Source organism: Actinomyces viscosus (assembly GCF_900637975.1).
GTDB classification, from domain to species: Bacteria; Actinomycetota; Actinomycetes; order Actinomycetales; family Actinomycetaceae; genus Actinomyces; species Actinomyces viscosus.
Genome location: NZ_LR134477.1, coordinates 119,804 through 142,310 on the forward strand (window position 1 = coordinate 119,804; position 22,507 = coordinate 142,310).

Annotated in this window: 23 protein-coding genes; 18 read left to right on the forward strand and 5 right to left on the reverse strand. The window is 70.0% G+C overall.

The window, feature by feature from the left end; all coding sequences use genetic code 11:
• Positions 1-124 precede the first annotated feature (124 nt).
• From EL340_RS00555 to EL340_RS00640, 18 genes are all read left to right on the forward strand, one after another.
• Positions 125-1,471, forward strand: a complete 1,347-nt coding sequence (locus tag EL340_RS00555; protein WP_232023151.1) for an ATP-binding protein — start codon at positions 125-127, stop codon at positions 1,469-1,471.
• A 64-nt stretch (positions 1,472-1,535) separates the two neighbouring features.
• Positions 1,536-2,249 (forward strand): response regulator, encoded by a 714-nt coding sequence (locus tag EL340_RS00560; protein WP_126412974.1) that lies wholly within the window; start codon positions 1,536-1,538, stop codon positions 2,247-2,249.
• A 129-nt stretch (positions 2,250-2,378) separates the two neighbouring features.
• Positions 2,379-3,116 (forward strand): L-threonylcarbamoyladenylate synthase, encoded by a 738-nt coding sequence (locus EL340_RS00565; RefSeq protein ID WP_126412975.1) that lies wholly within the window; start codon positions 2,379-2,381, stop codon positions 3,114-3,116.
• A complete protein-coding gene (locus EL340_RS00570; protein WP_126412976.1) occupies positions 3,113-4,363 on the forward strand; it encodes an MraY family glycosyltransferase in 1,251 nt (416 codons plus the stop codon). The genes EL340_RS00565 and EL340_RS00570 overlap by 4 nt, the downstream gene beginning before the upstream one ends.
• Complete coding sequence (locus EL340_RS00575; protein ID WP_309340256.1) at positions 4,360-4,830, forward strand: pseudouridine synthase; 471 nt, start codon at positions 4,360-4,362, stop codon at positions 4,828-4,830. The genes EL340_RS00570 and EL340_RS00575 overlap by 4 nt, the downstream gene beginning before the upstream one ends.
• A gap of 260 nt (positions 4,831-5,090) precedes the next feature.
• Positions 5,091-5,912 (forward strand): F0F1 ATP synthase subunit A, encoded by an 822-nt coding sequence (gene atpB / locus EL340_RS00580; protein WP_126412977.1) that lies wholly within the window; start codon positions 5,091-5,093, stop codon positions 5,910-5,912.
• A gap of 92 nt (positions 5,913-6,004) precedes the next feature.
• On the forward strand, positions 6,005-6,214 hold the full coding sequence (gene atpE / locus EL340_RS00585; RefSeq protein ID WP_126412978.1) for an ATP synthase F0 subunit C: 210 nt from the start codon (positions 6,005-6,007) through the stop codon (positions 6,212-6,214).
• Complete coding sequence (locus EL340_RS00590) at positions 6,214-6,819, forward strand: F0F1 ATP synthase subunit B (RefSeq protein ID WP_126412979.1); 606 nt, start codon at positions 6,214-6,216, stop codon at positions 6,817-6,819. The genes atpE and EL340_RS00590 overlap by 1 nt, the downstream gene beginning before the upstream one ends.
• The gene (locus tag EL340_RS00595; RefSeq protein WP_126412980.1) at positions 6,816-7,631 is read left to right on the forward strand and encodes a F0F1 ATP synthase subunit delta; all 816 of its coding nucleotides are present in this window, start codon (positions 6,816-6,818) and stop codon (positions 7,629-7,631) included. The genes EL340_RS00590 and EL340_RS00595 overlap by 4 nt, the downstream gene beginning before the upstream one ends.
• Before the next feature lie 132 nt (positions 7,632-7,763).
• Positions 7,764-9,395: a F0F1 ATP synthase subunit alpha gene (gene atpA, locus EL340_RS00600; protein ID WP_126412981.1), complete on the forward strand. Its 1,632-nt coding sequence runs from the start codon at positions 7,764-7,766 to the stop codon at positions 9,393-9,395.
• A 1-nt stretch (position 9,396) separates the two neighbouring features.
• On the forward strand, positions 9,397-10,341 hold the full coding sequence (locus EL340_RS00605) for a F0F1 ATP synthase subunit gamma (RefSeq protein WP_126412982.1): 945 nt from the start codon (positions 9,397-9,399) through the stop codon (positions 10,339-10,341).
• Positions 10,342-10,456: 115 nt separating this feature from the next.
• Positions 10,457-11,893, forward strand: coding sequence for a F0F1 ATP synthase subunit beta (atpD, locus tag EL340_RS00610; RefSeq protein WP_126412983.1), 1,437 nt, complete (start codon positions 10,457-10,459; stop codon positions 11,891-11,893).
• Between the two features lie 45 nt (positions 11,894-11,938).
• On the forward strand, positions 11,939-12,205 hold the full coding sequence (locus tag EL340_RS00615; protein WP_126412984.1) for a F0F1 ATP synthase subunit delta/epsilon: 267 nt from the start codon (positions 11,939-11,941) through the stop codon (positions 12,203-12,205).
• Between the two features lie 3 nt (positions 12,206-12,208).
• Complete coding sequence (locus tag EL340_RS00620; protein WP_126412985.1) at positions 12,209-12,625, forward strand: DUF2550 family protein; 417 nt, start codon at positions 12,209-12,211, stop codon at positions 12,623-12,625.
• A 297-nt stretch (positions 12,626-12,922) separates the two neighbouring features.
• Complete coding sequence (locus EL340_RS00625; protein WP_197722328.1) at positions 12,923-13,204, forward strand: SDR family oxidoreductase; 282 nt, start codon at positions 12,923-12,925, stop codon at positions 13,202-13,204.
• A 246-nt stretch (positions 13,205-13,450) separates the two neighbouring features.
• Complete coding sequence (gene nucS / locus EL340_RS00630; protein ID WP_126412986.1) at positions 13,451-14,146, forward strand: endonuclease NucS; 696 nt, start codon at positions 13,451-13,453, stop codon at positions 14,144-14,146.
• 12 nt (positions 14,147-14,158) lie between these two features.
• Positions 14,159-15,415 carry a DNA glycosylase AlkZ-like family protein gene (locus tag EL340_RS00635; RefSeq protein WP_126412987.1) on the forward strand — a complete coding sequence of 419 codons (1,257 nt, stop codon included), beginning with the start codon at positions 14,159-14,161 and terminating at the stop codon, positions 15,413-15,415.
• Positions 15,416-15,525: 110 nt separating this feature from the next.
• The gene (locus EL340_RS00640) at positions 15,526-16,761 is read left to right on the forward strand and encodes an N-acetylglucosamine-6-phosphate deacetylase (RefSeq protein WP_197722364.1); all 1,236 of its coding nucleotides are present in this window, start codon (positions 15,526-15,528) and stop codon (positions 16,759-16,761) included.
• A gap of 114 nt (positions 16,762-16,875) precedes the next feature.
• On the opposite strand, the gene EL340_RS00645 is transcribed toward EL340_RS00640, so the two are convergent.
• The 5 genes from EL340_RS00645 to EL340_RS00665 all read right to left on the reverse strand — a co-directional run bounded on the left by EL340_RS00645 (position 16,876) and on the right by EL340_RS00665 (position 22,500).
• Entirely contained in the window at positions 16,876-17,400 is a 525-nt protein-coding gene (locus EL340_RS00645; protein ID WP_126412989.1) for a DinB family protein, read from the reverse strand.
• A 1,123-nt stretch (positions 17,401-18,523) separates the two neighbouring features.
• Positions 18,524-19,312, reverse strand: coding sequence for a zinc transporter (locus EL340_RS00650; protein ID WP_408608591.1), 789 nt, complete (start codon positions 19,310-19,312; stop codon positions 18,524-18,526).
• Positions 19,313-19,359: 47 nt separating this feature from the next.
• A complete protein-coding gene (locus EL340_RS00655) occupies positions 19,360-20,151 on the reverse strand; it encodes a DUF6318 family protein (RefSeq protein WP_408608554.1) in 792 nt (263 codons plus the stop codon).
• A gap of 536 nt (positions 20,152-20,687) precedes the next feature.
• On the reverse strand, positions 20,688-21,560 hold the full coding sequence (gene purU / locus EL340_RS00660) for a formyltetrahydrofolate deformylase (RefSeq protein WP_075249785.1): 873 nt from the start codon (positions 21,558-21,560) through the stop codon (positions 20,688-20,690).
• Between the two features lie 4 nt (positions 21,561-21,564).
• Positions 21,565-22,500 (reverse strand): urea transporter, encoded by a 936-nt coding sequence (locus EL340_RS00665; protein ID WP_126412991.1) that lies wholly within the window; start codon positions 22,498-22,500, stop codon positions 21,565-21,567.
• Positions 22,501-22,507: the final 7 nt, after the last annotated feature.

Genomic DNA, 22,507 nt, shown 5'->3' on the forward strand with positions numbered 1-22,507 from the left:
CCGTCAATTCTTCGCGTCGGCGCCCCTCCCCACGATCAGGGGACCCCCTGAATGATCCCCGATTGTCCCCCGAATCCTCCGGGGGACAGCCGGGTCGGGGACCCTGACGTGCCACGATGGTGCCATGACGACAGCTCAGCAGTGGGGCGCGCAGCCCGGGACCGCACCCGCGGGTCCGGGGCGACCGTGGAATCCCCCGCCGCCCCCGCAGCGCCCCCCTCTGCGACGCCTGCCCCACCACCTGGGGCCGGCCCCGGCCGATCTGCCCGAGGACGCCGTCCGGCTGCGCAGGCCCGCCCGCATCGCCGGGGTCTGTGCGGGGCTGAGCGTCCACCTGGGCATCCCCGTGCGCTACGTTCGCGCGGCGATGGCCGTCCTCGGGCTCGGCGGCGGTGCGGGCGCCTTCCTCTACGCCCTGCTGTGGGCGACCCTGCCCGGGGAGAGCGCCCCGGCGGGACCCGACTCGGCCTCTCCGGTCTCCCGGTCCCGCCTGGCCACCCGTCCCGCGGACGGTGGCGCCGAAGGCCACGGCACCGGCGCCCTCCCCGGCCTGTCGCAGACGGTCATCGACGGCGGCTCCCTGCTCCTGGCGGCCCTCTTCCTGGCCTCCTGGCGCTTCGGGCTGCTGGACCGGGTCGGTGCGGTGGGAATCGTCATCGTCATCATCGCGGGGGCGGCACTGGCCTGGTCCCAGATGGACAACCTCGTCGGCCCCGACCGCAACCTGGGCGCCATCGTGCGGGTCGCGGGAGGGGTGTGCCTGGCCGTCGTCGGCATCCTGGTGTGGGTGGTCGCGGACAGCTCCCCCTACAAGCTCATCTCCGGGCTCGTCACCGGCGGGGCGCTCGTGGCCGGGATCGGCGTGGTCCTGGCGCCCCTGTGGCTGCGGACCAACCGGGCCCTGGCCGACACCCGCGCCGCCGAGATCCGCGAGGCCGAGCGCGCCGACATCGCCGCCCACCTGCACGACTCCGTCCTGCAGACCCTCACCCTCATCCGCAGGCGCGCCGAGGAGCCCGAGACCGTCGCCCGCCTGGCCCGCTCCCAGGAGCGCGAGCTGCGCGCCTGGCTCTACACCGACCGCCCGGCCCCGGGCACCTCCGTGGCCGACGCCTTCACCGACCTGGCCGGCGAGATCGAGGACCGCCACGGCGTGGCCGTCGATACCGTGTGCGTCGGCGACCGCGCCCCCGACCGCGACACCGAGGTCATCGTCGCCGCCACCCGCGAGGCCCTGTCCAACGCCGTGCGCCACGGGGCCCCGCCGGTCTCCCTCTACGTCGAGGCCGGCGACCAGCGCCTCGAGGTGTTCGTGCGCGACCACGGCCCCGGATTCGACCTCGACGCCATCGCCGAGGACCGCCACGGCGTGCGCGAGTCCATCATCGCCCGCATGGAGCGCCACGGCGGCAGCGCCCGGGTGCGTCGCATGGCCACCGGCACGGAGGTCGCCCTGTCCCTGCCGGCCTGAGGCGCCCCTGCTGTCTATCGTTGTCCCCATCACACCCCATCGCCGTCACGACCAGGAAGACCCCATGGCTGACACCCCCGCAGCAACCCCATCAGACAACCGCCCGCCCGCCTCGGCGACCGCGCCCCTGCGGGTCCTGGTCGTCGACGACCACGCCCTGGTCCGCTCCGGGGTCCGTTCCGAGCTGACCGCTCACGCCCCCGACCTGGACGTCATCGCCGAGGCCGACGACGTCGAGGGCGCCATCGCCGCCGTTCACGCACTGAGGCCCGACGTCGTGCTGCTCGACGTCCACCTGCCCGGCGGTAACGGCGGGGGAGGGGCCGAGGTCGTCGTCTCCTGCCACGACGTGCCCGAGACGCGCTTCCTGGCCCTGAGCGTCTCTGACGCCAGCGACGACGTCGTCGGCGTCATCAGGGCCGGCGCCCGCGGCTACGTCACCAAGGCCATCTCCACCGAGGACCTGGCCCAGGCCGTGCGGCGTGTGGCCGCCGGGGACGCGGCCTTCTCCCCGCGCCTGGCCGGCTTCGTCCTGGACGCCTTCGGGGCGGGGACGGGGGAGGTGGCCGTGGCCGACACCGAGCTCGACCGCCTCTCGGCGCGCGAGCGGGAGGTCATGCGGCTCATCGCCCGCGGCTACACCTACAAGGAGTGCGCCTCCGAGCTGTTCATCTCGGTCAAGACTGTCGAGACCCATGTCTCCGCGGTCCTGCGCAAGCTCCAGCTGTCCAACCGCAACGAGCTCACCCGCTGGGCCGTGGCCCGCCGCATCGTCTAGCCGCATCGTCTGGAGCGGGCCGAGTCGGGGGACCCGCGGGTGATGGACGGCGGTAGCAGGTGACGGTCCGGCATCGCGGCCCGGCCCACACCGCCGCACTGTCCCGCCACCGGATCGATCCGTGGCAGGATGCGGGACGTGAGCCACCCCCCGCAGCCCTCCGCGAGCACCGCTCATCCCCACCCCGACCCCATCCAACCGGCCTGCGAGCACCTGCGTGCAGGCGGGCTCGTCATCCTGCCCACGGACACCGTCTACGGCATCGGCTGCGACGCCGCCGATGCCGGGGTGGTCGAGCGGCTGCTGGCCGCCAAGGGGCGCGGACGCCAGATGCCCCCTCCGGTGCTCGTGGCCGACCCCGCCGACCTGGCCGGCGTCGTCACCGACGTGCCCGGTGCCGCCCGCGCCCTCATGGATGCCTTCTGGCCCGGGCCGCTGACCCTCATCCTTGACGCCGACGAGTCCCTGACCTGGGACCTGGGGGAGACCGGCGGCACCATCGCGGTGCGCATGCCCGACCACGAGCTCGCCCTGGACCTCCTGCGCCGCAGCGGCCCGCTCGCGGTGACCTCCGCCAACCCCACCGGAGCACCGCCCGCCCCCGACGCCGCCTCCGCCCGGGCCGCCTTCCCCGGACGGGTCCGGGCCCCCGGCGCCGTCGGGGGCGAGGACATCCTCCTGCTCGACGGCGGGGCCACCCCCGGCCCGGTTCCCTCTACCATCGTCACCCTCGCCGGAGCGCACGCCCGCGCTCCCCGCGTCCTGCGCCAGGGGGCTCTCACGCCCGCGGACCTGGCACGGGTGACCGGCATCGCCCCGGCCGGACGGGCAGGCGCAGCGCACGACAGGACGGAGGTGGGCGCGTGAGGGTCTACCTGCTGGTCATGGCCATCGCCACCGTGACCACCTACGTGGCCGTGCCGATCATCCGGCACGTCGCCCTGGTGGGCAACGCGCTCACCCCCGTGAGGGCCCGCGACGTCCACTCCACCCCCATCCCGCGCCTGGGCGGGGTGGCCATGTTCTTCGGCCTGTTCTCCGCGATCTCCGTGGCCTCCCAGATCCCCTACCTCTCCGACGTCATCGACTCCAGCGCCTGGGCCGTGGTCCTGGGAGCGGGGCTCGTGTGCCTGCTCGGCGTCGTCGACGACCTGTGGGAGCTGGACTGGATGACCAAGCTCGCCGGCCAGATCCTGGCCGCCGGCGTCATGGCCTGGCAGGGGGTCCAGCTCCTCACCTTCCCCGTGGCGGGGCTGACGATCGGCTCCTCGCGCCTGTCCCTGATCTCCACCGTCATCGTCGTCGTGGCCGCCATCAACGCCGTCAACTTCGTCGACGGGCTCGACGGGCTGGCCGCCGGCATCATCGGGATCGGGTCGACCGCCTTCTTCCTCTACACCTACGTCCTCACGCGAGCCACGAGCCCGGGCTCCTACAGCTCCCTGGCCGCCACGATCGTGGCCGCGCTCATCGGTGTGTGCCTGGGCTTCCTGCCCCACAACTTCAACCCGGCCACCATCTTCATGGGCGACTCCGGGGCGATGCAGCTGGGCCTGGTCTCGGCCGCCTCCACCATCATCGTCACCGGCCAGATCGACCCCGGCAGCTTCGACGGCTCACGCGCCCTGCCCGCCTTCATGCCGATCCTCCTGCCGCTGGCCATCCTCCTGCTGCCCTTGACCGACATGCTCATGGCGATCGTGCGCCGCACCCGCAAGGGGCTCAGCCCCACCCATCCCGACCGTATGCACATGCACCACCGGCTCCTGGCGGCTGGGCACTCCCACCGCCGCGCCGTGCTGGTCATGTACCTGTGGGCCGCCGTCGCCTCCTTCCCCGTGGCCGCCATGGCCTTCTTCCCCCTGCCCTGGGTGATGGTCGGAGCCGCCATCGCGGTCCTGTTCGCCTTCGTCGTCACCGTCGACCTCATGCCCGGGGTGCGCCACGGACTGCGCTCGGCGCTGCGGCGCCGCCAGGACCGCCAGGAGCAGCGGATCGTCATCTCCCGCAACGTGTCGGGAACCGGTGAGGTGACGCGCCCGGCCGAGGGGCAGGCGCCGCACGGGGCCGCCGCGGCGGCATCGCCCAGACCAGCGGAGGGGACACAGCAGTGAGTGACGTGAGCGAGTCGGGCGGCGCCAACGCCCGCAGCCTGCGCGAGGCCTCCGCCCGCCTGCGCCGGATCCTGACCGTGGCCGCCGTGGTCCTCACGGTCGGTGAGGCCCTGTGGTGCCTCATCGGCGGCTCCCGCGGCGCCGTGACCCAACCGCTGGGCACGCTGCCGGCCGCAGTGGGCTCGACGACGGTGCTTCTGGCTGCGACCTGGTGGTTCCTGGACCGCATGGTCCGCTCCGACATGGGGGCCCTCATCGCCTGGATGGCGGGCGGATACCTGGGAAAGGTCGCGATCCTGGCCGTGGCGCTCCTGGGAGGACGGGCCCTGGGACTCGACACCAGAGTGATTGGGCTCTCACTCATCGCCGCGATCCTGGTGGGCATGCTCACCGAGGCCACAGTGCTGGCACAGGCACGAATCCTTGCCGTGGAGCCGATGCGGGGCGACTCGACGGACCGGTCCTGACCGAGGTGCAGGCTCGTCAGGGGAAGCGGCGAGTGCGGTGCGCCGGCAGGAGGCCGGCCGGTTCGCTTCGTTGAAACATCCCTAGGCGCTAGCATTGCCAGTGGTTAGCAGGCCTGTGAGGACAGACCTCGAAGCGTGAGAGACATCGGGAGGATCTCCTGTCCACCAACACCGTCACCGAGAACGGCGCAGCAGCCGACGACGCTGCCGCGCCGCGGACGGCTGACGCCAAGCCGTTCGTCAAACCGCTGTGGTACTGGGTGCTCCTGGTCCTCCTGGTCGCGGTCATCGCGCTGACCGCCGTGCCCGCCTTCACCCAGCACCCTCACTCGCCCAGCGTCGAGGACTTCTTCCCCGAGGCGATCTTCGGTCAGGGCACCCTCCTGGAGTTCAACCGGCTCACCTTCGTGCGCGTCGTCATGGGGGCGGCCCTGTGCCTGACCCTGGGGGTGGCCGCCGCGCGCAAGTTCCGGATGGTCCCCGGGCGCGGCCAGGCGCTGCTGGAGATCGTCGCCGACTTCGTGCGCAGCAACGTCGCCCTCATGCTCCTGGGCAACAAGAACGGGCGCCGCTTCGCGCCGCTGCTGGGCACCCTCTTCCTGGGGGTGCTCGCGATGAACCTCTCCGGCATCATCCCGGGGCTCAACATCGCCGCCTCCTCCGTGGTGGCCGTGCCCATGGTGTTCGCGGCCCTGACCTACGTCACCTTCATCGGCGCCGGGATCAGGGAGCAGGGGGCCGGGCACTTCTTCGCCTCCCAGCTCTTCCCGCCTGGTCTGCCCAAGCCGATGTACCTGCTCATCACCCCCATCGAGTTCCTCTCGAACTTCATCGTGCGGCCGGTGACGCTCACCCTGCGTCTGCTGTGCAACATGGTCTCCGGGCACCTGCTGCTCGGCATGACCTTCTTCGGCACCACCAGCCTGCTGCTGCACCTGCAGGCCTCCTCGACGATCAGCCTCCTGACCGGCGCCGCCATGATCGTGGTGACCCTGTTCGAGGTCTTCGTCGCGGTCCTGCAGGCCTACATCTTCACGATCCTCAGCGCCGTCTACATCAAGCTCTCCATCGAGGCCCACTAGACGCTGCCGACGCCTCGTCCCGGACTGCTCAGACTCTTCACGACCCATCGACCCCACCTGCGCCACCCGGCGCCAGAAAGAAGGAACCGCATATGTCCCTCACCGCGCTCGCATACGTCGGCTACGGCCTGGCCACGCTCGGCCCGGGCATCGGCATCGGCCTGCTGGTCGGCAAGACCCAGGAGGCCACGGCCCGTCAGCCCGAGGTGGCCGGACGCCTGTTCACCAACATGATCATCGGCGCGGGCATGGTCGAGGCCCTGGGCCTCATCGGCTTCGTCCTGCCGCTCGTCGTTCGCTGATGCTTCCCCTGGCTGCCGAGGGCGGGCAGGGGGGAGGCACGGCCTTCATCCTGCCCCCGCTCTACGAGATCTTCTGGGCGGCGGTCGTCCTCCTGCTCATCCTTCTGGTGGTGGGCCGCTACGCCCTGCCCCGGCTCTACGCCGTCCTGGACGAGCGCGCCCAGCGCATCCAGGAGGGCCTCGACCTGGCTGACAAGGCCAAGCAGGACCAGGCCGACGCCGAGAAGCGCGCCGCCCGGCTGGTGGACGAGGCCCGCCGCGAGGCCGCCCGCATCCGCGACAACGCCCAGAGCGAGGCCAAGGACATCATCGCCCAGGCCCGCACCGACGCCCAGGCCGAGGCCGCCGGCGTCCTGGAGGGCGCCCAGCGCCAGATCCTGGCGGACAAGCAGGCCGCTCAGATCTCCCTGCGCACCGACGTCGGCATGCTCGCCTCCACCCTGGCCGAGCGCATCGTCGGCGAGCAGCTCAAGGACACGGCCCTGTCCGAGCGCGTCATCGACCGCTTCCTCGACGAGCTCGAGGACATGCCGCCCGTCGAGGGCGTTGACGCGGCCGTCACCACCGGCTCCGCCTCCGAGTCCGCCGCGGAGGAGAAGCAGTGAGAACCGGGACCGCTGCCACCCGCGAGACCGTGAGCCAGGCCTGGAGCCCGGTGCTCACGGCGGCGGGCGTCGAGGGCCAGGAGCTCGGGCGGCAGATCCTCGCCCTGGCCCACCAGGTCGCCGTCCACTCGCTGTCCGGCCCGCTGACCGACCCGGGCCGCGAGCCCGAGGACAAGGCGGCCCTGGCTCGCCGGCTCTTCGCCGGAAGCGCGGACGAGCGCGTCGTCGACCTGCTCAGCGCCATGGTCCGAGGCCGCTGGTCCAAGCCGGTCGACCTCATCTCCGCCCTCCACGACCTGGGCATCGAGGCGATCCTGGCCGGCGCCCACGTCGACGGCACCACCAGCGAGATCGAGCAGCAGCTCTTCGAGGTCCACGAGCAGGTGGCCGACAACCGCGAGCTGCGCGAGGGCCTGGCACCCTCCCGGCGTACCCACACCGAGGCCCGGGTCCGCCTGGCCGAGTCCGTCTTCGGCCCCCACATCAGCGCCCCGGCCATGAGCCTGGTGCGCTGGTGCGTGCGCCACCGCGCCGAGGGCGGGCCGCTGCACAACCTGCGCCGCGTCGTCGAGCTGGCCGCCGCCATGCGCCACCGAGCCATCGCCGACGTCGTGACGGCCATCCCCATGACCACGGCCCAGGAGGAGCGCCTGCGCACCATCCTGGAGCGCCGCCTGGGCACCCGCATCGACCTCAACTGCGAGGTCGATCCCGAGGTCATCGGCGGGGCGCGCGTCATGATCCGCAACCACGTCCTGGACCACACCGTGCGCGGCGCCGTCGCCGAGCTGCGCACCCGCCTGGCCGGATAGCTCCCACCACGCAGCCGCACCCGCTGCGAGCCGGTCCCGCACCGGAGACCACAACTTCACCACCCACCCCGCGCCGACGCCGCGCACGCCTCGCGCCGCCGGCCCCCAGAACGCAACCAGCAAGGAGACGAGATGGCAGAGCTGACCATCAGGCCCGAGGAGATCCGCTCGGCCCTGAACGAGTTCGCCGAGTCCTACAAGCCCGCCGAGGTCGCGGCCGAGGAGGTCGGGCACGTCGTCTTCGCCGCTGACGGCATCGCGCACGTCGAGGGCCTGCCCGGCGTCATGGCCAACGAGCTGCTCACCTTCGAGGACGGCACCGCCGGCCTGGCCATGAACCTCGAGGAGCGCAGCATCGGTGTCGTCGTCCTGGGCTCCTTCGACGGCATCGACGAGGGCCAGGTCGTGCGCCGCACCGGCGAGGTCCTCTCCGTGCCCGTGGGCGACGCCTACCTGGGCCGCGTCGTCGACCCGCTGGGCCGGCCCATCGACGGCCTGGGCGAGATCGAGGCCGAGGGCCGCCGCGCCCTGGAGCTCCAGGCCCCCGGCGTCATGTCCCGCAAGTCCGTCCACGAGCCCCTCCAGACCGGGCTCAAGGCCATCGACTCGATGATCCCGATCGGCCGCGGCCAGCGCCAGCTCATCATCGGCGACCGCCAGACCGGCAAGACCGCCATCGCCCTGGACACGATCCTCAACCAGAAGGCAGCCTGGGAGACCGGGGACCCGGACAAGCAGGTGCGCTGCATCTACGTGGCCACCGGCCAGAAGGGCTCCACCATCGCCTCCGTGCGCGCCACCCTGGAGGAGCGCGGCGCCCTGGAGTACACCACGATCGTGGCCTCCCCGGCCTCCGACCCGGCCGGCTTCAAGTACCTCTCGCCCTACACGGGCTCGGCCATCGGCCAGCACTGGATGTACCAGGGCAAGCACGTCCTCATCGTCTTCGACGACCTGTCCAAGCAGGCCGAGGCCTACCGCGCCGTCTCCCTGCTGCTGCGCCGTCCGCCGGGCCGCGAGGCCTACCCCGGTGACGTCTTCTACCTGCACTCGCGCCTGCTGGAGCGCTGCTCCAAGCTCTCCGACGACCTGGGGGCCGGCTCCATGACCGGCCTGCCGATCATCGAGACCAAGGCCAACGACGTCTCGGCCTACATCCCCACCAACGTCATCTCCATCACCGACGGGCAGATCTTCCTCCAGTCTGACCTGTTCAACGCCGACCAGCGCCCCGCCGTCGACGTCGGCATCTCCGTGTCCCGCGTGGGCGGCGCCGCCCAGGTCAAGGCCATGAAGAAGGTCGCCGGAACCCTCAAGATCACGCTGGCCCAGTACCGCTCCATGCAGGCCTTCGCCATGTTCGCCTCCGACCTGGACGCCGCCACCCGCGCCCAGCTCACCCGCGGTGAGCGCCTCATGGAGCTGCTCAAGCAGCCCCAGTACACGCCCTACCCGGTGGCCGAGCAGGTAGCCAGCGTCTGGGCCGGCACCAAGGGCTACCTCGACGACCTCGACGTCGCCGACGTCCTGCCCTTCGAGGCCGCCTTCCTGGACTACCTGCGGCGCAACACCGACATCCTGGACACCATCGAGTCCACCGGTCAGCTGGAGGAGGACACCGAGCAGGCTCTCGTCGAGGCTGTCGAGGCCTTCCGGCGCACCTTCGCCTCCGGCGAGCAGCTGTTCGACGCCCAGGTCGCCGCCCCCGAGGAGGAGCCCGCCGCCGAGAGGACCACCGAGCAGCTCGTGGTCAAGAGGGGCTGACGTGGCAGGTAACCAGCGCGTCTACAAGCAGCGCATTCGATCGACCCAGACCCTCCAGAAGGTGTTCCGGGCGATGGAGCTCATCGCCTCGTCCCGGATCGGGCAGGCGCGCCGCAACGCGCAGGAGGCCTCGCCCTACGACCACGCCCTGAGCCAGGCGGTGGCCGCCCTGGGCTCCTACGCCAGGCTGGACCACCCCATCACCCAGGAGCGCACGGACACCAACCGCGTGGCCATCCTGGTGGTCACCTCCGACCGCGGTATGGCCGGCGCCTACTCGGCCACCATCCTGCGCGAGACCGGCCGCCTCATCGAGGAGCTGGTCAAGGACGGCAAGGAGCCGGTCATCTTCACCTTCGGCCGGCGCGCCCACAGCTACTTCAGCTTCCGGGGCACACCGATCGAGTTCTCCTGGACCGGGCAGTCCGACCGTCCCAGCGACGTGGCCATCGATGAGGTGGCCACCACCCTGCTGGACTACTTCCTCCAGCCGCCCGAGGCCGGCGGGGTGGCCGAGGTCCACATCGTCTTCACCCGCTACGTCTCGATGGTCTCCCAGGTTCCCGAGGTGCGCCGGATGCTGCCGCTCAAGGTGGTCGACGTCGCCGGGGCCGGTGAGCTCGACGAGGCCGGCAACGAGGCCCTGGAGAAGGAGCTGGCGGCCAAGAACGGCGGCTCCATGCCGCTCTACGAGTTCGAGCCGAGCCGCGGCGAGGTGCTCGACGCGCTCCTGACCCGCTACATGGGCAGCCGCATCCGCAACGCCCTGCTGCAGTCGGCCGCCTCCGAGCTGGCCAGCCGCCAGCAGGCCATGCACACGGCCACGGACAACGCCGAGGACCTCATCATCACCTACACCCGCCTGGCCAACGCGGCGCGCCAGGGCGACATCACCCAGGAGATCACCGAGATCGTCTCGGGTGCCGACGCCCTGGGGGCCGAGTAGAGAGCCAGGCAGGCCCAGCAGAACCGCGCAGCACCCGACGTCGTCGAGACCCCATACAGACTCACCTCACCGAGCAGGACCCCCTCTCAGCTCTGGAAGATACGGAAGAACGCACATGGCTGACACCACCACCCCCGGGACGGGACGCATCACCCGCATCATCGGCGCCGTCGTCGACGTCGAGTTCCCGCCTGATGCGATCCCGGCGATGTACAACGCCCTCAAGGTTACCGTCCAGGCCACCAGCGCCGGCGAGGAGCCCCACGAGATCACCCTGGAGGTCGCCCAGCACCTGGGTGACAACATCGTTCGCACGATCTCGCTCAAGCCCACCGACGGCCTGGTGCGCGGCTCGCTGGTGCGCGACACCGGCGCGCCGATCTCCGTGCCCGTGGGCGACGTGACCAAGGGCCACGTCTTCAACGTCACCGGCGACGTCCTCAACCTCGCCGACGGCGAGCAGCTGGAGATCACCGAGCGCTGGCCCATCCACCGCCAGCCCCCGGCCTTCGACCAGCTTGAGTCCAAGGAGCAGATGTTCGAGACCGGCATCAAGGTCATCGACCTGCTCACCCCCTACGTCCAGGGCGGCAAGATCGGCCTGTTCGGCGGCGCGGGCGTGGGCAAGACCGTCCTTATCCAGGAGATGATCCAGCGCGTGGCCCAGAACCACGGCGGTGTCTCCGTGTTCGCCGGGGTGGGGGAGCGCACTCGTGAGGGCAACGACCTCATCGTCGAGATGGACGAGGCCGGTGTGTTCGACAAGACCGCGCTGGTCTTCGGTCAGATGGACGAGCCGCCGGGCACGCGTCTGCGCGTGGCCCTGTCCGCCCTGACCATGGCCGAGTACTTCCGCGACGTCCAGCACCAGGACGTGCTGCTGTTCATCGACAACATCTTCCGCTTCACCCAGGCCGGCTCCGAGGTCTCCACGCTGCTGGGCCGCATGCCCTCGGCCGTGGGCTACCAGCCCAACCTGGCCGACGAGATGGGCCAGCTCCAGGAGCGCATCACCTCCGCCGGCGGCCACTCCATCACCTCCCTGCAGGCGATCTACGTGCCCGCCGACGACTACACCGACCCGGCACCGGCCACGACCTTCGCCCACCTGGACGCCACCACCGAGCTCAGCCGTGAGATCGCCTCGCGAGGCATCTACCCGGCCGTGGACCCGCTGACCTCCACCTCGCGCCTGCTGGCTCCCGGATACGTGGGCCAGGAGCACTACGACGTCGCCACCCGCGTGAAGTCCATCCTCCAGAAGAACAAGGAGCTCCAGGACATCATCGCGATCCTCGGTGTCGACGAGCTCGGCGAGGAGGACAAGGTGACGGTGGCTCGCGCCCGCCGCATCGAGCAGTTCCTGTCCCAGAACACCTACATGGCGGAGAAGTTCACCGGCGTGGCCGGCTCCACCGTGCCGCTGTCGGAGACCATCGAGGCCTTCCGGCGTATCTGCGACGGTGACTACGACCACCTGCCGGAGCAGGCCTTCTTTAACATCGGTGGCATCGAGGACCTCGAGCGTCGCGCCGCCGAGCTCAACGCCTGAGTCGTTAGGATCCGGGTAGAACCGGGCGCAGGAAAGGAGGGGGACATGGCCTTACACGTTGAGGTGGTCTCGCCGGCGGGCGAGGCCTGGACCGGTGAGGCGACGCAGGTCTCCGTGCCCCTGATCAACGGGGAGCTGGGCGTTCTGCCCGGCCGCCAACCCCTCGTGGCGGTCCTGGGGTCCGGGCCGGTGCGCCTGAGTCCCGTCGACGGCGAGATGCGCAGGGTCGAGGTGTCCGGCGGCTTCTGCTCTGTGGACCACGACGTCATCACGATCGCTGCCGACCATGTGAAGCAGGACGCGGAGGCCTGAGGCATGGGGCAGCACGTGTGGATGGTCGTGGCGATCGTCGTCATCGTCCTCGTGCTGCTGATCGGTGGGTTTCTGGCCCGCTTGCGCTATCTGGCCGGACAGGTCGGCTCCTTCGAGTGCGCCCTGCGTCCACGTGGGGCGCAGCGCTGGCTGAGCGGGGTCGCCTCCTTCCGGCTCGACTCCCTGGAGTGGTACCGCCTCGTGTCCTTCTCCACCAGGCCGTCGCGCTCATGGAGCCGCTTGAACCTGGAGCTCTCCGAGGTACGGCGCCGCCGGGAGCAGGGGCGCGTCGTCGAGGTCCACTGCGTGGATGCCACTCGCAGTCCCGAGGGCTTCGACCTGGCCATGATGGAGGAGTCGCACTCGGCGCTGATCGCCTGGGTGGAGTCCGCCGCTCCCGAGCAGCCCAGCCTGTACTGAGTGCCGGTTGATGAGGCCCGCCGCCCGCACTCCACGAGCCTTGGGTCCTACTGGCGAAGGTGTGGGTCTACTGCATGAGGGTTGGGGCCTCGTGCAGTGTGGCTACCCCCGTGCACTAGGACCCGGACCTCGTGCAGTAGGCCCCTTGGGCGGGGATGACTTGACGGAACTGCCAGTCAATCCAGGTCGTCGTGACGGGCGTGCCCCATAGACAATTTATCGGCGGGGGAGCCTGGCACCGCCGGTCTCCTTGATACGTGGGTCTGCTGCACTGGTGAGGACACCTCCGCCTCCACCGTGGATCTGGCCGAGCGCGGCGGGCGCGTCAACTCCATCAGTCCCGGCATCGTCATCACCCCATTGGCCCGCGACGAGCTCGCCGGCCCGCGCGGTGCCGGCTACCGGCGCATGGTGGAGCTCTCGCCGGTGGGCAGGGCCGGAACTCCTGACGAGATCGCCTCTCTGGCGGCCCTGCTCATGGGGCCCGACGGCGGCTACATCACTGGCTCCGACATCCTCATCGACGGCGGGGTCACGGCCTCCTGGTACTACGGCCCCCTGGCCCCGGGGCACGCCTGACAAACAAGTTCTGAAGCTTCAGGTCCGTCCCCGCGGGTGCCCGGAACCGGGAGTGCGCACCGAGTGGACAGGAGACGATCTTGGCTGCCCCGGCTCGGGACGTCCTTAGAATCGCGCGGTTTCTTGAAGCAGTGCGAGGACAAGGCAACGTAAAATGGCACGCGATGCCTTCCGGGTGACGCGATGCTCAGGTGGGCCCGCCCCGGCGTCGCGCCGCCTCGGCTGCGTCCCCGCTAGGGTGGGCGGGTGCGCCTCGTCATTGCCTCCTGCTCCGTTGACTACTCCGGCCGCCTGGATGCCCACCTGCCCCGGGCCACCCGCGTTCTCATGCTCAAGGCCGACGGCTCGGTCCTCGTCCACTCCGACGGCGGCTCCTACAAGCCCCTGAACTGGATGAGCGCCCCGGCCCGCCTCGCCGTCACCGAGCCCGACGAGGAGGCTGCCGCCGACGGCGTGCGCGAGGTCTGGGAGGTGCGCGCCACCAAGACCGACGACCGCCTCGTCATCCGCGTCTTCGAGACCATCTCTGACGTCAGCCACGAGCTCGGCGTGGACCCTGGCCTGACCAAGGACGGCGTCGAGGCCCACCTCCAGGAGCTCCTGGCCGAGCAGATCGAGGTGCTGGGCGCCGGTTACCGCCTCGTGCGCCGCGAGTTCCCCACCGCGATCGGCCCGGTCGACATCATGGCCAAGGACCCCGAGGGGCGCTCCGTGGCCGTGGAGATCAAGCGCGTCGGCGGGATCGACGGCGTCGAGCAGCTCACCCGCTACCTCGAGCTCCTCGACCGCGACCCGCTGCTGACCCCCGTCCAGGGCATCTTCGCCGCTCAGACGATCAAGCCCCAGGCCCGCGTGCTCGCCGAGGACCGCGGCATCCGCTGCGTCACCCTCGACTACGACGCCATGCGCGGCATGGACGACCCCACCTCCCGCCTCTTCTAAAGGGAAACAACCATGACCGCCGCCCGCGAGCCGTCCCCGCCACTGCCGCGCGAGGTGAGCCTGGCCCGCATCATCTCCCAGGGCCTCGTGACGGCCACCGCCGCGCCCGACGTCGTCCAGGCGGTGGCTCACCGCCTCGCCATCCAGGGCCAGCAGGTCTCCGCCGTCCCGCACGCCCTGCTCGCGCGCGCCCCCGAGGCCACCCCGGCCGACGTCGAGGCCGCCTTCGCGCGAGGCGACCTCGTGCGCTCCTGGCCCATGCGCGGCACCGTCCACATCACCACCGCCGCCGACCACCACTGGCTGCGGGCCGCCCTTATGCACCGCACCGACGCCTGGGTCCGGCGCAGCGAGGCCGACTACGGTGTCGATGCCGCCCTGTGCGAGCGCGCCGCCGAGGTGGCCTTGGGCCTCATCGATGACCAAGGCCCGCTGATGCGCTCGGTACTGCTGGCGGCCTGGCAGGAGGCCGGCCTCATGGAGGCCTTCCGCGGAGAGGACGTCTCTGTTTACCGGCGCCGCCACCTCCTGGTGCGTCTCCAGCGCGAGGGAATCCTCGTCCAGGGCCCGCGGTCCGGCAACGAGCACCTCGTCATGGACGCGCGCCACCTGCCCGACGCCGACTCCGGGCCCGCCGGCGCAGGTGTTGCCCACGGCGGGACCGGCCACCGCGCCGCCTGCGCGCACATCGCCCACCGTTACGCCGCCGGCCACGGCCCGGTCAGCGCCGAGGACCTGGCCCGCTGGACCACGCTGCCCAAGACGCAGGCCGCCCGCGCCCTGGAGGACGCCGTCGAGCTGGGGGAGGAGCAGGCCGCGGCGTCGACCGATGGCACCGGCGATCCGGCCGGTACCCGCGTTCCGCTTGTGCGAGCGGTCGTCGAGGGCGGGGCGCGCGGAGCCCTGCGGGCGCTCGGCCCCGGCGAGTCGGCCCCGAAGGCCGGCCTGCTCTACATGCGCGCCGACCTGCCCGACCTCCTGTCCGCCCACCGCGCCGCCGCGCAGGCCACGCACTTCCTGGGCTCCTTCGACGAGCTGCACGTGGGCTACAAGGACCGCTCCTGCCTCACCGATGACGACGGCGAACGCCTCATCTGCCCGGCGAGCAACGGCATGTTCCGCCCGATCCTGGTGGACCGCGGCCGTCTCGTCGCCGTGCGCCCGGTCGGCGAGGGGCTGCTGTGGAAGGGCGGGGCAGCGCCATCGGCCCGCGTGGAGCGCGACGTCAACCGGGCCGTCACCCGTATGGAGCAGCACCTGGCCGGGTGAGCAGAGCGGAACCGGCTTTCCGTCCGCGTAGTGTGGGGGAGAAGACGCCTCGAACGAGGTTGTCTGATGTCTGGAGTAGTGACAGAATCCGACTCATGAGCAACGAAGCCATGCAGGTCCGCGCACTTCGGGGGCGCGTCGTCACCCCCGACCACATCATCGACGATGGGGCGGTCGTCCTGTCGGGAGCCCATATCGCGTGGGTCGGACCCGTTGACCAGGCCGCCCGGGCCGGCTTCGGAGACGTCGTCGAGCAGGCGCAGGCCGCACCCGAGGGTGGCTACCTCCTGCCGGGACTGGTGGACGTCCACTGCCACGGCGGCGGCGGCGAGTCCTTCCCCAACGCCGAGACCGCCGAGCAGGCGATGGCCTCCGTGCTCGAGCACCGCCGCTTCGGCACCACCTCGCTGGTGGCCTCCTGTGTGACGGCCGCTCCCGACGTCCTGCGCACGCGCACCCGGGTCCTGGCCGGGCTGTGCGAGGACGGCGAGCTCGCCGGCATCCACTTCGAGGGCCCCTTCGTCTCGGTTGAGCGCTGCGGCGCCCAGGACCCCACCTACATCATCGACCCCGACGCCGCCCTGACCCGCGAGCTCATCGAGCTCGGCGGTGGGCACGTCGTCACCATGACGATCGCCCCGGAGAAACCCTGCATCACCGGCGACGACGGCGTCAACGCGGCCCTCATCGAGGGCGGAGCCCTGCCCTCCTTCGGGCACACCGACTCCGAGGCAGCCCCCGTGCGCGCCGCCCTGGCCGACGCCGCCGCCCGCATCGCCGAGCGCCTCGAGGCCGGCAAGCCGGTCCGCGCCCCGCGCTCCACCGCCACCCACCTGTTCAACGGCATGCGCCCCATGCACCACCGCACGCCCGGCCCCGTGCCCGAGTTCCTGGCGGCCGCCCAGCGCGGTGAGTGCGTCCTGGAGATGATCGGCGACGGCGTGCACCTCAACCCCGCCATCGTCCTGGACATGTTCGAGACCCTGGGGCGCGACAACGTCGTCCTGGTCACCGACGCCATGGCCGCGGCCGGCATGGCCGACGGCGACTACGTGCTCGGCTCCCAGCCGGTCACCGTGGCCGACGGCGTCGCCCGCCTCACCGAGGGCGGCGCGATCGCCGGGGGGACCTCCCACCTCATCGATGTCGTGCGCACCACCTGGCAGGGGGGAGTCGACCTGGTCGACGCCGTCTACGCCGCCAGCGTCCAGGGCGCGCAGATCCTCGGCGACTCGTCCGTGGGAGCGCTGCGGGCGGGCCTGTGGGCCGACGTCGTCGTCACCGATGCCGACCTGCTGCCCGTCACCGTGCTGCGCCGCGGCGAGGCGGTGAAGCCCGCTGCCTGATCCTCCCACACCACCGGCCCGCACGGGCCCAGCAGTCTCTTGTCATGTGGGAGCCGTTCGCCCCGACCTGAACCACCAGGTCGGGGCGAACGTGTGGTGCCGGGCGGGTTGCGCCTAGCCGGGCAGGCCCAGGAGGCGGCGGGTGTAGACGGCCTGGCCGGAGTGCTGGGCGGCGTCGTCGATGATCGAGACCAGGCGCGCGCCCCGGGTGACGGGCGGGTCCCAGGAGCTGTCGATGACGTCGTTGAGCCTTTCCGGCGCCAGGGATCGCATGTAGCCGTACGCCATGGCGTAGGCGTCATCGAGATAGGCGGTCAGGACGGAGAGTTCGCCGACGACGACCTGGGCGGCCTCCTCAGGCGTGTGGCGCCAGTCCTGGGTGTCGTCGGGCAGGGGGAGGGCGAAGCGCTCCCGGTGGCCGCCGGTGAACCAGACGAACTCCTGGCCTGCCATGAGCGAGATCTGGAGGTCGATCTCGCGGGCCGTGTGCCAGGCCAGCCAGGTCAAGGAGTTCGTGCGCGGAGCGATGTCTGGGACCGGGGGAGTATTGGCCTGCTCCAGCGTGACGTCGGCAAGGGCGCGGTCGAAGCGCTCGCGGGATCTGGACAGTGCGTCGATGAGTACCTCTGCAATCGTCATGCCGCCAGGCTACGCGTCGGACCTGGACCCATCGGGAGAACCATGCATCGAACACACAGCCTCACCAGCTCCAGTCGCAACATGACGACCATCAACAGTTGCACCAAAGCAACACCACACCAAAAGACTTGACCAGCGAAGGGCTGCGATTCGCTACGTCACGTCCTATGTCACGTGCCTGCGACGCCTGTCTCCGACTGTCGAGTTCGTAGGTTAGCCCGCGAGTTCGTGGGTTAAGGGTATTGTGCTGTCTCCTCACTTCTGAGACAACTTGCTTGGGCGGGACCCCGGGGCGGGCTGGTGGTCCTGGAGGCGAGGGTGGTGCCGAAGGGACGAGGCGTGACGGGGTGTCGGTGTCCACGGTGCTGACATCAACCCTGCATCGGCGATGCGCGCCGGGAAGAAACCGCAGCATTCCAACGATCCTCGCTGCGTGCATTGACGGCGAGGTCGTTGATGTCAGCACCGTGGACACCGAGCCGTGGGACTGATCGACTCTGCGGGGTCGTGGTGGCGGAGCCAGACTCGCACCCCGGGGTCGGCTGTACTTTCCCCTGCACGGGCGCCTTCCGGCTCGTGTACAGGGGCCCGGAGGTCATGGTTTAACGCCAGCTCCGGCCCCAGCCCCCTCCCGCCCCGAGTCGACCTACTCCGCAGGGGCGGAGCTGAACCGGTCAGGGGTTGTGCGTACTGTACGACCCCCGGCAAGCCCCTCAAACAGTGTCTCGGATGTCACGACATCCGAAACTCTCTGAAGTCATGAGACAACACAGTGGGGTAAGGGTACGACCTGGCGGCTTAAGGTACGACCGCGTGCGCTGGCAACTGGGCGGGCTCACTGAAGGTCTCGGCGGTGTGCTGTGAGGCCTCGGTGTCACGATTGGCGACTTTTGGGGCGTTGATCGGCTGACGTGCCCGATCCTGTACTGCTCTGACCTGGGCATACGTTCCAGAGCGCGACGGTCATCGGCCAGGGGTGCTCCTAAAAGTCGCCCACAGTGACACCGCACTCGCGGAGCGAGCGGGCGGCCTACCTTCCGACCGCGTGCGCTGGGGATGAGTACCCAAATCCCGCCCAACCCTAGGAGAACCCACTTCCGACCGCGTGCGCTGGGGATGAGGGTTAGTGGCCTTGGGCTTCTTCGGCGTCGTCGGTGAGGTAGGAGGTGATGCGGACGAGGTCGTAGGGGGTGGAGGTCTCGGTGGTGGTGATGGTGCCTTCGATGGTGTGCCAGGTGGTGTCTCCGGTGGGGCGGTAGCGGGTGGTCCAGGTGGTGGTCAGGGTGGTGGTGACGGCTGTGGCGGTGTGCTGGTAGTGGTGGGTGACGGTCTGGTGGGGGTAGGGGGCTCCGGGGTCGGTGGTGGTTGTGGTGGTGGCGTCTCCCCAGCTCCAGGTGTAGGAGGTGGGGGTGAACTCGACGTCGATGGTGGTGCCCAGGATGGTGGTGGTCTGGTGGCGCGTGGTGGGGTTGGTGTAGACGATGAAGGCCTTGGAGATGACGACCTTGGGTCCTGGGGGCTGGCGGGTGATGCCCGAGCCCTGGGCGATGAGGGTGGCGGCCTGGCGGTTGGTGATCGTGACCGTGCGGGGTTCGCTGCTGTTGCCGGTATCGGGAGTGTTGTCTTGTGGTCCGGTCGCTTTCCGCCCGAACTCGCATCCCATGGCTTCTTGCAGGCCTTTGCCCGGCTTTGGGCTGCAGTCCCGGTGGGGCTGGTCTTCCCACATCGACGGATCCGACGCTGTCACGGTCGGATGAGGCGGCGCCGCTGGTTCACCAGAATCTGATGGGCTTTCCTGTGTGATAGTCTCGCTTTTTTCTCCGCGAACAGTTGGGGTATTGTCCTGGTTTTCGGCACTGTAACTTCCTTTGGTTTCAGAAGGTAATGCCAAGGAGTCGCTTCCGGCAGTCATTAGAAAGGTGGAGGTTAAAATGATGATTAAAGTAGTGGTGCAACGACTCAATTTTGCTCAACCCTTACTCCGCCGATCAGCCAGCGACCATTTGTGTAGCGCACAGCAAAGTCAAGTACCTCGTTCTTGGTCGGGCTTGACGTTTCAGTAGCTGCCCCTCCCCCTGGGTGAGACGTAATCGTTTGATGACTCACGGAAACTTCAACCCTATTGAAGTCGTATCCTTCAAGTTTTTCGTAGTACCTGATGTTAGTAACCTCTTGCTCCCATTTGTCGTTCCATCCTCCTGCGTTGTGCAGATTCGTCGCGTTGTCGATTGTTGAGCGGCAGAATTTGCATTGATCTTCGCTCATGGCTTCAACTTCGTTGGTGTTTCCGGTGATGTAGGCGTAGCGATAGAGGTCGAGGAAGTAGTAGACGCTGGCTATGGCGCCCATGTCGCTTTCCTCGTTCATGTTGGAAGGCTTGACGGGTGGCGGTTCGGCCAGGGCGGCGTCGCGTTTGGCTCGCAGCTCGGGGGTCAGGGCGGCCTCGCGTGAGGCGGTTGCGGAGGCGTTGGCGTCGGCGATGCCCTTCTCGGCACGGGCGACGGCCGCCGAGGCGCTGGCACTGGCGCTCACGCTCGTCTCCGCCTTAGCGTCCTTCAACGAGCAGGCCGTCAACCCCAGGGCCAGCACACACACCGCCGCCAGCCCAGCCGCCGCCCGGCTCCGCTCGAGGCGGGCACCAGGCCGGCTACAACCAGATACTGATCGTTGCGCATCCGTAGACGCAGGGGGCCGTAGGGACGTACTCATCGCGGAAGCCTCCTCGCCACCGAAACAACTCCACCAAACCACCCACCGAGCACTCCTGTCCGGCCGGGCGGCATATCGACTCTACCTGCGCAAACACGCCCACCACCAGAGCGTCCTCGAAGCCTGTGGAAAACCCAGAACAGCACCCTACGGACCGGGCGACAACCTCAACCTGACGGCTCGGCTGCTGGCGCGTCCTGTGCCTTCGGGGGCGGCCGTGCACGTGCAGGTCCGCTCGCATCCGGCTACGTGAGCCGGCGCGGATCAAGCCTGGCTCAATCCGATCGCCCCGAACTGCTGCCGGAGATCGCTGAATCGTCCATCTGAGGTGGCCATGTGCCACCTGAGCGAAACACCTTGGCTCGCAGTCGCGGCAGCGTCCACCTCAGATGAATCCGCGCCACCTGACCTCGCATGAATCCACCAACCATCACACCGCCGAAACAACATCCCACGGGTCGCCGGAGCCCGTCCGAGAGATCTCCTGCTCCGGCTGGCTCGGCGCTCTCGCCTCACGACCCGAGAATGCTCGGATCCGGCGCGCCTTCTTGGGCTTCTCCAGCAGGTCGGTAGCGCGCTCAGGCGAAGACGACGGTGCGGTGCCCGTTGAGCAGCACCCGGTGCTCGGTGTGCCAGCGCACGGCCTGCGCCAGCACCCGGCGCTCGACGTCCTGCCCCTTGGCCTGCAGCACGGACACCGAGTCCTCATGACCGGCCCGCGTCACGTCCTGCTCAATGATCGGGCCCTCATCGAGGTCCGCCGTCACGTAGTGCGCCGTCGCCCCGATGAGCTTGACCCCGCGCTCGTGCGCCTGGGCGTAGGGGCGCGCCCCCTTGAAGGACGGCAGGAACGAGTGGTGGATGTTGATGACGCCCCCGTGCAGTCGCTCGCACAGGGCGGGGGAGAGGATCTGCATGTAGCGGGCCAGCACCACCAGCTCGACATTAAGGGAGTCCACCAGTCCCAGCAGCTCGGCCTCGGCGGCCTCCTTGGTCTCCTTGGTGACCGGGATGTGGTGGAAGGGCACCCCGTAGAACTCGGCGACGTCCCGCAGCGTCTCGTGATTGCCCACCACGCCGACGACGTCGACCGGCAGCCCCTGGCTGCGGGCCCGGAAGAGCAGGTCGGTCAGGCAGTGCCCCTCCTTGGAGACCATGATGAGGGTGCGCATCGCCCTCCCCACCTCATCGAGGCTCCACTCCATCTCGTACTCGCCGGCCAGCTCAGCCAGGTCCTTCTCCAGCTCCACGCGCGGCACGGTGGTGAGCACCTGGACCCGCATGAAGAACAGGCCCGTGGAGGAGTCCCCGAACTGCTTGGACTCGGTGATGTTCCCGCCGCGGCGCGCCAGCGTGCCGGTGACCGCATGGACAATCCCCGGGCGGTCGGGGCAGGACAGGGACAGGACCAGGTGGGCGGCGGAGTCGGGTTGCGCCGTGGAATGAGCCATGGCCTCAGCCTAGTCGGCGCTCGCGCCACTTGACGACGGCGAGCATCAGCCAGGTGGTCACGATGAAGGGCCAGGTGTAGGTCGGCACCGGGATCGCCGTGAAAACCCGGTCCACGACGACGGTCAGCACCGATCCCACCACCGCCAGCACCCAGGCCCGCCTCCCGGGAGGCAGAAGGACGACGCCGATCGCGATCGCCGTCAGGCACGGAGAGTATCCGCCCAGCCCGTGCGCCGCCTGACCGGCGGGAACGAGCGCCAGCGTCGCTGCCGTCCCGACGACGCTGCCCAGCAGCGCCGCCGCCCCGACTCTCCACCCGGCGATGAACAGCCCGGCCAGGATCAGCGCCCCGCCCACCCAGGAATCGACGAGCACCACCTGGGACTCTCCCGTCAGCACCGCCTCCGGGACCAGCCACGCCGTCGCCCCACTGACCGGCGCCGGATCGGGAACCATCGGCGCATCGATCGCCCTGAGCAGAGCCGTCAGCAGGCCGGAGACGATGCAGAAAGGAGCCGTGAGCGCCGGGAGCCCGACCGGGGCGAGTGCGCGCTCCAGCGCGCGGTGGACCGCGGGGCACGCCGCCGCCCCGACCACGGTGACCAGCGTCGCCGGCCAGAAAACCCCCATAGCGGCCCATGCCGCTGCTCCCACCAGCGCCCCGTTGTAGCCCTGGAGTCCGTCACGGACACGCAGATCCAGCATCCTGGCCGCCACCGTCGACACCGTCGTCCCGAGGACCACCTGCAAGGCCATGAGCGGTGAGTAGACGGCGACGCCGGCCACGATGAGCAGTCCGGTGAGCGCCCGGGGCTGGAGGAAGATCTGCCCCACCCCGCGCCCCAGCGCGCCCACGCCGGAGGAGACGATCGACGGGACGGCCGAGGTACCCGGTCCGTCAGCCGGGCGGTGGGACTGGTGAACAGGTGACTCAGGCATGAGGGGC